At 59.8% G+C, this 12,615-nt stretch carries 11 protein-coding genes; 7 read left to right on the forward strand and 4 right to left on the reverse strand.

What is annotated here, in order from left to right; translation table 11 throughout:
* The first annotated feature begins 8 nt into the window (after window positions 1-8).
* Together H351_RS25900 and H351_RS25905 are read left to right on the forward strand one after the other, a co-directional pair.
* On the forward strand, window positions 9-1,619 hold the full coding sequence (locus H351_RS25900; RefSeq protein WP_158510648.1) for an ABC transporter substrate-binding protein: 1,611 nt from the start codon (window positions 9-11) through the stop codon (window positions 1,617-1,619).
* A gap of 59 nt (window positions 1,620-1,678) precedes the next feature.
* Window positions 1,679-2,656, forward strand: a complete 978-nt coding sequence (locus H351_RS25905) for an ABC transporter substrate-binding protein (protein ID WP_020968685.1) — start codon at window positions 1,679-1,681, stop codon at window positions 2,654-2,656.
* 30 nt (window positions 2,657-2,686) lie between these two features.
* Here H351_RS25905 and H351_RS25910 read toward each other — a convergent pair whose 3' ends face one another.
* Entirely contained in the window at window positions 2,687-4,138 is a 1,452-nt protein-coding gene (locus H351_RS25910) for an APC family permease (RefSeq protein ID WP_051636454.1), read from the reverse strand.
* Window positions 4,139-4,294: 156 nt separating this feature from the next.
* On the opposite strand from H351_RS25910, the gene H351_RS25915 reads away from it, so the two are divergent.
* Window positions 4,295-4,915, forward strand: coding sequence for a TetR/AcrR family transcriptional regulator (locus H351_RS25915; protein WP_029254655.1), 621 nt, complete (start codon window positions 4,295-4,297; stop codon window positions 4,913-4,915).
* A gap of 23 nt (window positions 4,916-4,938) precedes the next feature.
* Here the strand turns inward: H351_RS25915 and H351_RS25920 are convergent, their stop codons facing one another.
* Window positions 4,939-6,552, reverse strand: a complete 1,614-nt coding sequence (locus H351_RS25920) for an amidohydrolase (protein WP_029254654.1) — start codon at window positions 6,550-6,552, stop codon at window positions 4,939-4,941.
* Window positions 6,553-6,674: 122 nt separating this feature from the next.
* Window positions 6,675-7,238, reverse strand: coding sequence for an RGCVC family protein (locus H351_RS32870; protein WP_306305299.1), 564 nt, complete (start codon window positions 7,236-7,238; stop codon window positions 6,675-6,677).
* Here H351_RS32870 and H351_RS25930 point away from each other — a divergent pair.
* The 3 genes from H351_RS25930 to H351_RS25940 all read left to right on the forward strand — a co-directional run bounded on the left by H351_RS25930 (window position 7,135) and on the right by H351_RS25940 (window position 10,135).
* On the forward strand, window positions 7,135-7,479 hold the full coding sequence (locus H351_RS25930; protein ID WP_019747516.1) for a PNPOx family protein: 345 nt from the start codon (window positions 7,135-7,137) through the stop codon (window positions 7,477-7,479). The genes H351_RS32870 and H351_RS25930 overlap by 104 nt on opposite strands.
* A 234-nt stretch (window positions 7,480-7,713) precedes the next feature.
* On the forward strand, window positions 7,714-8,445 hold the full coding sequence (locus H351_RS25935; protein WP_037120143.1) for a response regulator transcription factor: 732 nt from the start codon (window positions 7,714-7,716) through the stop codon (window positions 8,443-8,445).
* Complete coding sequence (locus H351_RS25940) at window positions 8,435-10,135, forward strand: sensor histidine kinase (RefSeq protein WP_029254652.1); 1,701 nt, start codon at window positions 8,435-8,437, stop codon at window positions 10,133-10,135. The genes H351_RS25935 and H351_RS25940 overlap by 11 nt, the downstream gene beginning before the upstream one ends.
* 3 nt (window positions 10,136-10,138) lie before the next feature.
* Here H351_RS25940 and H351_RS25945 read toward each other — a convergent pair whose 3' ends face one another.
* A complete protein-coding gene (locus tag H351_RS25945) occupies window positions 10,139-10,519 on the reverse strand; it encodes a VOC family protein (RefSeq protein ID WP_020906510.1) in 381 nt (126 codons plus the stop codon).
* A gap of 198 nt (window positions 10,520-10,717) precedes the next feature.
* Here H351_RS25945 and ctaD point away from each other — a divergent pair, with 198 nt between their 5' ends.
* Window positions 10,718-12,460 carry an aa3-type cytochrome oxidase subunit I gene (ctaD, locus tag H351_RS25950; RefSeq protein WP_020906509.1) on the forward strand — a complete coding sequence of 581 codons (1,743 nt, stop codon included), beginning with the start codon at window positions 10,718-10,720 and terminating at the stop codon, window positions 12,458-12,460.
* The last annotated feature ends 155 nt before the right edge of the window (window positions 12,461-12,615 follow it).

Below are 12,615 nucleotides of genomic sequence, written 5' to 3' on the forward strand. Positions count from 1 at the left end.
CTCAGTCCATGACGACGTCGCGGCTTTCATCCACACCGATCCGAGTCGCCATCCTGGCGTCGACGCTTGCAGTTGCGGCTGGTTGCAGCACTGCAACACCATCTGCCAGCGCGGACTCCGAGCCCGCGTCCGGGGGCGATCTGACCTTTGCCATCAATACGTTTCCACCGTGCATCGACAAGACCCTGAACGGTCAAACCGCTACGGCGTTCCATCCCCTCTACGACAAACTCGTCGACCAGAATCTCGACACCGGGGAGATCGTTCCTTGGTTGGCGACGTCCTGGGAGGTCCAGAACGACGGTCGACGATTCGTCTTCACTCTCCAGGACGGAGTTACCTTCAGCAACGGCGAACGTCTGGATGCACAGGTCGTGGCAGATAACTTCGAGAGCCAGAAAAGACTGGGAGACAGCGGTTTCGCAACCACTGCGAAATCTCATCTCGCGACCTTCATCGGGGCCGAGGTACTCGACCCCTCGACCGTCGCACTCGATTTCTCGGAACCATCGGCAGGATTCCTTCAAGCCGCCCGCTCCGACACGCTCGCCATCATCGCACCGGAATCCTTGAAGAAGACGCCCGAAGAACGCTGCGCCCAGGGCGTTATCGCTTCAGGTCCATTCGTACAGAAAGAACTGGAGACCAACGCGAAGGTCGTACTCGCCCGTCGGGACGGGTACCACTGGGGATCCTCACTCAACAAGAACAAGGGAGAGGCATATCTGGATTCGATCACCTTTTTGGTGGTCCCCGAATCCTCGGTGCGAATCGGCGGTTTGACGTCAGGACAACTGGACGCCGCGATCGACATTCCGAGCACAGACGTCGACCGCGCACAAAGCGCCGGACTCACTGTCATCCCGTCCATTGCTGCCGGCATCAACGACTCGCTCTTGCTCAACCCCACGTTCGCGCCGGTACTTGCGGACCTGAACGTGCGGCGCGCCTTGGTGAAGGGCATCGATACCCAACAGATCATCGATACCACCTACACACCGAGTGACGAGAAAGCACGCAGCATCCTGTCTGTGAAAGCGCCCGGCTACACCGATCTCTCGTCCGAGTACACCTATGATCCGTCGGGTGCGAAGTCACTGCTGGACGCCAGTGGATGGACAGTCGGCGGTGACGGATTCCGAACCAAGGATGGTGAGAAACTGACCGTTGAATTGGCCTACCGCAACCACCTCCCACAATCGCAGTTCGAACTGATCCAATCTCAGCTGCGCGACATCGGAGTCGCGGTGAACTTGCAACCTCGCTCGACTGCCGAGGACAACGCCGCGAGAACCGACGGCACGTGGGAATCGATCTACTTCCAGAGCTTGCGCGCCGACGGTGACGTACTGCTGGTGTTCAGTCCCGCTCTCGGCTCGACCAAAGGCATCGCCTCGACTCCCGAGCTGAATGCGTTGCTGGTCAAACAATCTCAGACCGTTGACATCGATGCGAGAAACGAAGTGTTGAAGGAGATTCAGGAGCTGATTGCCGATCAGGCACTGGCGATCCCGTTGCACGCCTCTTCGTTGATCTACGCGACGACTCCCGCGGTTCACGACCTGCGCATCCAAGCCGATCTCTACTCGGTGGACTTCGTGGATGCGTGGAAGAGCTAGTTCACACTTCCTCAACTCGACAACCTGCTTCGACAAACCCTTTTCTCGGAAGGAACCCGATGTTCACCCGTCCTCGCACCGCGACGCTTCTGATCTCTGCCCTGGCCACAGTTGCCCTCCTTGGTACCGCTTGCGGAAGCCCAGATGAAGAATCGACCGAGCAACACTCCGGTGCAACAACATCCGGTATCAACTTGTCGGCCGAGCAGAACCGCATCAGTACCGACAAGGTTGATTCGATCGCAGCGAAGGTCCCTCAGGAGTTCCGCGACCGGGGCACGATCCGAATCACCGGCAACGCTGGAACCGCGCCGCCGTTGCGCTTCTATGCCGACGACGACAAGACGGTCATCGGTTCCGAGACCGACTTCGCGTATTTGATTGCAGAGGTGCTCGGGTTGAAAATCGACCTTCAGGTCGCGGATTGGGCGCAGAATTCAGTGCGGATCGATTCGGGAGATGCAGATGCGTTCATCTCCAACGTGACGGTCACCGAAGAGCGTAAAGAGAAGTACGACTTCGCGACGTACCGCCTCGACACTCTCGCATTCGAAGTCAGAAAGGACAAGAATCTCTCACTCGAGAAGCCGGAAGACATCGCCGGACTGAAGATCGGAGTCGGCGCTGCCACCAATCAGGAGGCATTGCTTGTGAAGTGGAACGAGGACAACGTCGCGGCCGGGCGTGCTCCCGCTGAAATCACCGTGTACCAGAAGACCACTGACTACTACCTGCCGCTGTCTTCCGGTCGAATCGATGCTTACTTCGGCCCCAACCCGTCATCGCAGTTTCACGCTGCACAGACTGGCGAGAACGAAGTGATCGGCCAGTTCTCCGGGGCCGGTGAGGCCGCGTTGGGCCAGATCGGTGTACTGGTCAAGAAAGACAACGGCTTGGTACAACCGATCAGCGAAGCGATAGATCATCTCATCGAAAACGGCACATACGAGCAAGTTCTCGAGCGATGGAAGATCACCAACGAGGCAGTCGACAAGTCGCTGGTCAATCCCCCTGGCCTCCCGAAGACGAACAAATAGGAGAACACCACTGGTGGAGTAAAAGCCGAGTCAGGCCGAAGGACCGGCGTCGACGTCGGTAGTTCCCAGCCGGGCGAACTGCGCCGGGTCACGTCGTTCGAGTCGGGAGCCGAGTAGCCAGCCGACAGCCAAGCTGACCGGTGTGACGGCAACGAGCACCACGTTCACTGCCGTGCCGGCGGCAGTGATCAGCTCCATCTGATCAACGATCAAATACGTTGCGTAGACCAACATCAGGAGAGCGGATGCGGGCGCGATCAAGACTCTCCACACCGAATGCCCACGGCGATCTTTCCAGAAGAAAGCGATGACAGCCGCGGCCGCCATGACCTGAAGCACGACGATGCCGACAATGCCTGGCGAGTTCACCCACAGCAGGAGTTCGAGGTACGGGTCTGCGCCGATGATCACGAACACGACGATCACCACCATCGCGAGGAAACTCTGGACTGCGCTGGCAACGTAGGGCGACTTGTAGACCGGATGTAGTTTGCCCAACGCTCGGGGCAGCACGCGTTCACGCGAGAGCGCAAAGACGTAGCGGGTGATCGCGTTGTGGAACGCGAGCAGACTGGCGAGAATGCTCGTGATGATCAACAGTTCCATCAAGGTGCTCGCCCAACCGCCGACGTACTGCTCGATCGCGTTGAAGTACATGCCGGCGGGATCGGAAGCAGCAAGCGCGAGAGCCTGATCCGGGCCGTACGCCTGAATGATGATCCACACCATGAATGCGTAGAAGAGTCCGAGGAACGCGACGGCAATGTACGTTGCCCGCGGAACCGTCCGAGCGGGATCTTTAGCTTCCTCCCGATACAGGGCGGTGGCTTCGAATCCGATGAACGCAGCGAAGGCCAGAGTCAACACCCCGCCGAGGCCTGGACTGAAAACATTGGAAGGAGCAAAGGATTCGACATCGATTCCGACGGCTCCGCCTTGAAAGAGGACCGCTCCTGCGAGCAGAACCAGAATCCCTGTCTCCGCGGTCAGCAAAAGGATCAAAAATCGCGCCCCGAGGTGTACCGATCGAGATCCGAGGAACCACACCAATCCAACACCCAACAGCGACCACAATCCCCACGGCAGATCTACCCCGACCAGGTCCGCCATAGTGGTTTGGGCGAAATATCCTAGAGCCCCGAAGATTCCGATCTCGAGAGCGTTGTAGGACACCAACGCGAGTACTGCTGCGGCGAGCCCCCAGCGAGGCCCGAGTCCAACTGAAATGTAGGCGTAGAAGGCGCCTGCATTGTGGATGTACTTGCTCATCGCAGTGAAACCGATTGCGAACACTCCCAACGCGAGCCCCGCCAAGATGTATCCGCCCGGAGCCCCGATGCCTGCAATGTTCAAGGCCAGCGGCGCGACCCCTGCCATCACCAGCAATGGAGCCGCGGCGGCCACGACGAAGAAGACGATCCCGGCAGTGCCCAGGACGCCTCCTTGCAGCTGCACGGGGGGCGAGGTTTCAGATTTCTTCATGAGGCACTTCTCCAGTGAAGGAAGGGGCATGACGAGGAGAAAACAGGAACGGGAATCACCGACCGGATTAATCGAATCAGTTTCGATTATGATAGATCCTTGTGACCGGCGCCACAAGGGCATAATCGAATCAACTTCGATTAGAGAGGTGGGACCGTGGGTAGACCTCGTATCGCACGCCTGGACCGCGAACGGATCGCAAAGGCTGCACTGGAACTAGTCGACCGCGACGGCGACTTCACGATGCCTGACCTGGCGAAACACCTGAATGTTCAAGTCTCGTCGATCTATCACCACGCCAAGGGCCGCGCCGCGGTCGTAGACCTGGTTCGTGATCGCGTCGTACGTGAAATCGACGGGTCGTCGTTTGAGCGCTTGCCATGGGACGAAGCGTTCTCCGAGTGGGCGAGGTCGTATCGAGCCGCGTTCAGTCGCCACCCCACTTCCATCCGCCTCCTCGCCACGGAGACGGTGCGCGACCCCACGTCACTGTCGGTGTACCGCGCTCCCGCTGCGGGTCTGTGCGAGGCGGGATTCCCGGACGACCACATCTTGGCCGTCATCACTGCATCGGAGAATTTTCTGCTCGGAGCGGCACTGGATGCAGCCGCACCGGAGGTCATGATCGAAGCGGACGCGACAACACCCGACGACGCCCTGACTCGGGCACTTGCCGCGGCACCGAGGGGACCGGCCAGGGCCGAGCAAGCCTTCGAACTCGGCTGGACGGCATTGCTTTCAGGTTTTCGACGCCTCTTGCATGAGGTGCACGAGTAGCCGTCGCGAATCCGGCCGGGAGGTCAATGAACGCGCTTACCCGCCAACCAGGTTCGGGACACGACCAGGTCACTGAGCTCCTTGGACGAAGCAAGGTGGCGGGGATCGACGGGCAGCTGGATCATGTCGGCTCGCATGCCCGGAAGGAGGCGACCCCACGAGTTCTCTTCGAACCCTTGATAGGCGATACCGGCGGAATATGTCGCGAGGGCCCAGTCGAGGCCGACGCGTTCACGAGGCAGCCATCCTTCGCTCGGAACTCCTGCAGACGTCTGGCGGTGAATTGCGGTGGCAATTCCCTTGATCGGTTCGTGGGCCGTGATGGGCCAATCGCTGCCGAATGCCACTCGCGCGCCTCGCTCGGCGAGACTTCCGATGCGATATTGCAGCTCACCGCGGTCGACGCCGATACGCGGAATGGTCAGTTCCGTCATCAGAGGATCGAGCTGAGCCCAGAGCGGCTGGAAATTGGCAATCACGCCCAATGATTCGAACCGGTCGAGGTCGTCGCCGTCAACCAATTGCAGATGCGCGATCGTGGCGCGCCGATCACGCGGGCCATTACAGCGATCGACGTATTCGATCGCGTCGAGCGCCATGCGTACACCTGCATCACCGATGGCATGGATATGGATCTGAAAGCCCAACCGGTCCACTTCAGCTGCAACCCGACCGAGTTCATCCGTCGTCCAGTTACTGATTCCGTGCGAATGCGGGCAGTCCGAGTACGGCGCAAGGAGCGCTGCCGTGCCCGCCTCGATGACACCGTCGGCGAAGAATTTCACCGTTTCGGCTCTGACTGTGTCACCGCCCCGTTCTGCAACTTTCTGCCGAGCCTCGACAAACGCCGGTAGGTCGGCTTTCCAGCTCTCAGGTGTTGCTCGGAAGGCCAGATTCACTCGCGTCGACAGGCGCCCGCTTTCAGCGGTGGCCAGCCAGATCTCGACATCGTCCAACTCGGTCCATGCATCCTGAACCCAAGTGATACCCGCTGCCGCAAGCATTTTCGATGCCGCAGCAAGCGAATCGACTCCGTCGTGAAGTGTTACTTCGGGAAGAAGAGCCAGTACCGGGTTGATCGCTCCCCATTCACGCAGCGTCCCCAGCAACTCGCCGTCAGCTGTTCGCACAATTTCCCCGCCGACCGGATCCGGGGTATCGCGCGTCAGACCGGCGCTCCGAAGCGCGGCGCTGTTGACCCACGCGGTGTGATAGTCCATCGTGCGCAAGACGACGGGCCTGTCCCGCACTACATCGTCGAGCCAGTGGGCGTCGAACAGTCCGCCCGGCGCCAGAGTGGGAGAGACGCCCTCTCCGAAGATGCACTCGGCGTCCGGATTCGCGTCCGCCCAGCGACGCACTTCCCGCACCACCTCGTCGATGCTGTCGCAATCACGAATCTTGGCGCCGCGCATTTCCAGGCCAGCCATCAACGGGTGAACATGGCCGTCGCCGAACGACGGTAGAAGCGCTCCCCCTGCCAAGTCGACAACTTCCGTACGGGCCGACTCCAACGCCCTGGCCGCATCCCCCAAAGCAACAACTCTGCCGCCTGCAACGGCCAATGCGTCACTGACACCGCGGGCCGAATCCCCCGTACGAATCGTGCCTCCTACGAACAGAAGTTCGGCCTCCACTTCCAGCACCTCCGCAATTAATCGAATTTGATTCGATTAATCTAGACCGCGTTTGTACCGCCGTCAATAGCGGTTCAGGCGTTGCGAATTGAAGGATCTCGGGCGCTGTTCAGCCCGAAAGCTCAGTATCGCGAATAGTGCTGCATCTCCTCACGATCGGCAGCGCAGATGCACTTTCGATCGAGACCGCGGTCGGCTGTCACTGCGCAGAACCGAACGCCGAGCGGATCGTGGGATTCCATACTGTGCTGACACGCAGGGCAGATGGACGGCGTTTTCTGATCCGCGTCTGTCGACTCGGCTTGCCCTGGTGCATTCGACACATCGGACGGGTTCGACGCCATACAGGCGCTCCAGTTCTCGGCCGTTCGACCACAGACCGGGTTGGCGTCGAGGACGACATGGCTTGACCGCGCATATACGAATGACCCTCGACGTACCCCCACGCTACTCGCTTCGGCGCACCGGTTTGTACCAATTTCTGCCACGCGACAATCACCGTCGAGCAGGATAGAACTACAGCACGCACCATTTCCGTGCAGCGTTCGAATCCGTGCAGCATCCGAAGCGAAAGGGCTTCTTGTGAACACTTTCCAACGTGTATCCGCCGCCGTCAACGTAGTGGTCCAACCACTGATCGGCGCTCCGATCGTGGGCAAGTTACTCGGCCGTTCAATGACCGTCATCACCTACGTCGGCCGCAAATCGGGACGTACCTTCAGCGCGCCCGTGTCCTACAAAAGAAAAGGCGACCATGTGACGATCGGAGTTGCCATGCCGGACAAGAAAAGCTGGTGGCGCAATTTCTATCCGGAACAAGGCCCCATCGTTCTCCAACTGGACGGTATCGATCGTCCTGGCGAAGCCCTCGCACATCGAAAAGGCAAGGGAGTTTACGTTTCGGTCGAACTCGCGCCTACGGACTGAAACGATCGAAACGGCACCGGCGCAATCACATTCACTTCACACTGATCGCCTAGCCGTACCTCGGTGATCCATATCTCGTCGCGATCGGGACCTTTGACTCTGTGCAATCGACACTCGGTCTCGCACCGTTCGACGCGGGTTTTTTGTCGACCGTTTGACGAACAACCCGTCCTTGCCAGTACATTACCGTCCGGTAACATCGATGGCAGGCGCGAGCTGGAAGAGGTGACCACCGTGACGATCGGCATCTATCTGGTCGACGACCACGAGATCGTCCGTCGTGGATTGGCAGACCTGTTGAATCAGGTATCGGGATTCAACGTTGTGGGCGAGGCGTCGTGTGTTCGCGAAGCTTCGGATGGAATACCCGAATGCCGACCCGACGTGGTCGTCATGGACGTCAGACTTCCCGACGGCAACGGTGTGGAACTGTGCCGGGAACTGGCGTCGACCTGTCCGGAAGCGGCCACGTTGATGCTCACGTCGTACTCCGACGACGACGCCCTACTCGACGCCCTGATCGCCGGCGCACGCGGATTCGTCCTCAAGAACATCCGCGGCCACGACCTGGTATCCGCGATCCGTACGGTCGCCACCGGCAAATCGCTGTTGAACACTCAGGCGGTGGTCGGTTTGGTCCGGCGCATCCGATCCGAGCAGGAGTCGGGTACTGCGGCAGCACTGTTGACCGATCAGGAACTGTTGATCTTCGAGTTGATCGGCAAGGGGCTGAGCAATCGAGAGATCAGCACGCACGCGGAACTCTCGGAGAAAACAGTCAAGAACTACGTCTCACGCATCCTCGAAAAACTGGGTCTCGAACGTCGAACTCAGGCTGCAGTTCTGGCGACAAAGCTTCGTGCGGGCACTGCTCACCCGGATCCATCGGGACAGGCGACCACACACCTACTGACGCCGTCCGGTTCACCATTCTCCGCCACTACAGGCACACACCATGCCAGGTAGCCGCGACGCGCTCATGCTCAGCCTTTTCGGCGACATCGCCGGAAGCGCAGAGCTGACTGCCCTCAACCCGACTGCAATTCCCAAACTGCTCAGTGCCGTATTGACTGTCGGGTCCACCCTCCAACTCGACGAAACGCTGCAACAGATTGTCGACGTCGCAAGACATGTGCTCGAAGCGGACTACGGTGCGCTCGGCGTGAAGTCTCCCGACGGCCGCTTGTCCCGCTTCATCCATTCCGGTTTGAATCAGGGGCAGGTTGCCAAGATCGGGCACCTTCCCGAAGGTCACGGACTGCTGGGCCTGGTCGTTCAAGAACCTTGTCCGGTTCGAACCGACCGAATCGCCTCACACCCGTCCTCGGCGGGGTTTCCAACCAATCACCCACCGATGGACACGTTTCTCGGTGTTCCGATCTTCGTCAGGGGCGAGGTGTTCGGCAGCATCTACCTCGCGGACAGCTCGGAACGGACTGCATTCGACGACCGCGACGAGGCCGTACTCCAGATTCTGGCAAACGCTGCGAGCATCGCCATCGACAATGCGCGTCTGTTCGAGGAATCCCAAACGCGGGAAGCGTGGCTCAAGGCCGTCGCCGCCGTAAACGCACGCCTGCTCAGTGGAGGATCTCGCGACGAGACACTGGCCGAACTGGTTCGCACGACTCGCCGTCTCACCGACGGCAATCTGGTGTGCATAGTTCGCTACGACCTCGGCGAAGGGCCGGGTGTTCACGTCGCAGAATCCCGGACTCGCGGGATGACCGTCTCGGACGGCACAGCTCTCGATCTTTCCGGCACCGTGATCGACGAAGCTGCCCGCAGCCGGCGAACGATTTCCGCCCCCAGTGCCAGCGCTGTTCCGGCACTGCATGTTTCCAGCGAGGAATCCGTCGTCGCACTCCCATTGTCGGGAACCTCGTTCGGCGGCGGCGTCCTCTTCGCATCACGCCGCAGCGATCGTCCGTGGGGCGTCGATGAGATCGAGCAGCTGACGGCAATGGCCGACATCGCCGCTGTCACTGTCGAATTCGCCGAACAGCAACGAAAAGAGCGACTGGTCGACGTCCTCGAAGATCGAGACCGAATCGCGCGTGATCTTCACGACCACGTCATTCAGCAGTTGTTCGCCACCGGATTGAGTTTGCAGGGGGCATTGCAACGTCCCGGCGACGAGGAAACCATTCGCACGGTGTTGGACAACTCCGTTGATCAACTCGATCGAACGGTCCGCGAAATCCGCACCGCAGTCTTCGACCTCCACACGAGTGAGATGTCGACTCCCACAAGCCTGCGACGCCGATTACTCGACGCCGTCAACGGTCTGTCCGGTCACTCGTCGATCACTCCCAGCGTCACTTTCGAGGGGACCATCGACAGTTCCGTCCCGGCTCGACTCGCCCCGCACGCCGAAGCCGTTGTGCGAGAAGGGTTGAGCAATGCTCTGCGGCACGCCCATGCCAACGCCATCGACGTCACCATCCGGGCAACGGAAGATCTTGTCATCAGCATCGTCGACGACGGTGTGGGAATCGACCAGGCAACCAGAATCCACGGTCTCGACAACCTCGCGACCCGCGCTCGTCAGTGCGGCGGCTCGAGCAACATCACCAGCGAGAACGGCGTCACCGAATTGGTGTGGCGAGTTCCGCTGAGCCCCAGGCGAAGTCCGTTGTCAATCCAGCACGGTTGAGCGTCAGAGCGGATCCAGTTGGGCCTTGAGCAGGCAGAACTCGTTACCTTCTGGATCGGCCAGGACATGCCATTGTTCCTGCCCCGTCTGGCCGATGTCGGCCGGCCGCGCACCAAGACCCAATAGGCGTTCCAGTTCGGCTTCCTGATCGCGGTCGGTGGCGTTGACGTCGATATGCAGGCGGGGCTTACCCTTCTCCGGTTCGTCTCTGCGACTGAGGATGATCGTCGGCTGCGGACCGCCGAACCCTTCGCGCGGGCCGATCTCCAGAGAACCGTCGTGCATTCGATCGAGCACGACGAAGTCCAGGACCTCGCACCAGAACCGCCCCAGAACCTCAGGATCCCGGCAACCGAGCACCAATTCACTGATACGACATGCCATAACAACTCGCTTTCCATCCGCAAGGACAATTGTCTTTCGACCGTACCGGACCACGTGATCTACGCCATGCCGCCCTGTCCGATCCTCGGGACCTTTTCCCCTCGTCCGAGGTCGTGGCCGCCGCGATCATTGCGTTTATGTTCCACAGTCCCAAGAATTCTCGGTATTTCGTCACGTCGATGCGCACAGGCGGCCGTCGTGGTTGATCTCGCGCCCCGGCCGGTCGACGAGGTCGATATCCACGTCGGCGCAACTCCCCGGACCGCTCCGAAGGGTTCGAAACTGGTCGAGATCCTGAGGACCACCGATCACAAGATGATCGGGCTGATGTACATCGTGACATCGTTTGCCTTCTTCCTGATCGGCGGACTGATGGCGCTGCTCATGCGCATGGAATTGACTGTCCCGGGAATGCAATTCCTGTCAAACGAGCAGTACAACCAGTTGTTCACCATGCACGGCACGATCATGCTCTTGCTGTACGCGACCCCGGTCTTCTTCGGATTCGCCAACTACCTCATGCCGCTGCAGATCGGCTCGCCGGACGTGTGTTTCCCGCGGCTCAATGCGTTCAGCTACTGGTTGTATCTCTTCGGCGGCCTGATCGCCTCCGCCGGGTTCGTAACACCCGGTGGTGCAGCAGATTTCGGCTGGACCGCTTACGTGCCACTCACCAGCGAACTCCACTCCCCCGGTATGGGTGCCGACCTGTGGATCATCGGGCTTACTCTCGGCGGCGTCGGCACCATCCTCGGCGCAGTCAACATCGTTTCGACGATCGTCTGCCTACGGGCCCCCGGGATGACGATGTTCCGCATGCCGATCTTCACGTGGAATGCGCTGGTCGCCAGCATGCTGATCCTCCTCGTTTTTCCGCTGCTCGCTGCTGCCTTGATCGGGCTGTGGGTGGACCGGCACCTGGGAGCGCATTTGTTCGACCCCGCGACAGGTGGAGTCATGTTGTGGCAGCACCTGTTCTGGTTCTTCGGCCATCCCGAGGTCTACATTCTGGCGCTTCCGTTCTTTGGCATAGTCTCCGAGATCTTCCCTGTCTTCAGCCGCAAGCCGATCTTCGGATACACCGGATTGGTCTACGCAACACTGGGAATTGCAGCTCTGTCGATCGCTGTGTGGGCGCACCACATGTACGCAACCGGCGCCGTTCTCCTCCCCTACTTCTCGTTCATGACCTTCTTGATCGCAGTTCCCACCGGAGTCAAGTTCTTCAACTGGATCGGCACGATGTGGAAGGGGCAGTTGACTTTCGAATCGCCGATGCTGTTCTCCGTCGGCTTCCTGGTCACATTCCTGTTCGGCGGACTCTCCGGCGTAATTCTCGCAAGCCCGCCCCTGGACTTTCATGTCACCGACTCGTACTTTGTTGTCGCGCATTTCCACTACGTCCTCTTCGGAACAATCGCGTTCGCGACATACGCCGGAATCTATTTCTGGTTCCCGAAAATGACCGGCCGGATGTTGGACGAGAAGCTCGCCAAGATCCATTTCTGGTTGACTCTGATCGGCTTTCACGCGACATTTCTCGTCCAGCATTGGCTCGGCGCTCAGGGTATGCCTCGGCGGTACGCGGATTACCTGCCGTCTGACAATTTCACTCTTCTCAACACGATCTCGACCGTCGGCGCGTTTGTGCTCGGAGCCTCGACGATTCCGTTCATCTGGAACGTTTTCAAGAGCTATCGGTACGGCAGGATCGTGACGGTCGACGATCCCTGGGGATTCGGAAACTCACTCGAATGGGCGACGTCCTGCCCTCCACCACGACACAACTTCACCGAACTCCCCCGAATCCGCAGTGAGCGGCCTGCATTCGAACTGCACTACCCCCACATGGTCGAGAGGATGCGCGACGAGGCGCACGTCGGACTGCTTGGTCACAAGCCGGTTTCCACGGTAAGCACAGAGGTGAAACGACATGAATGACGGCACGAAGTATCGAGCTTGGGCAGAAAGTCAGCAGGTTGAACGCCGAGCGAAACCCGGCCATCTCCTGATGCCGTTGCTCTTCCTCATGTTCGCAGTCACGACGCTCGTGTGGTTGCCACTGACAACTGCCGCTTGCTCGATAGTAGTTGCAG

Source organism: Rhodococcus erythropolis R138 (assembly GCF_000696675.2).
In the GTDB taxonomy this organism is placed as follows: domain Bacteria; phylum Actinomycetota; class Actinomycetes; order Mycobacteriales; family Mycobacteriaceae; genus Rhodococcus_F; species Rhodococcus_F erythropolis.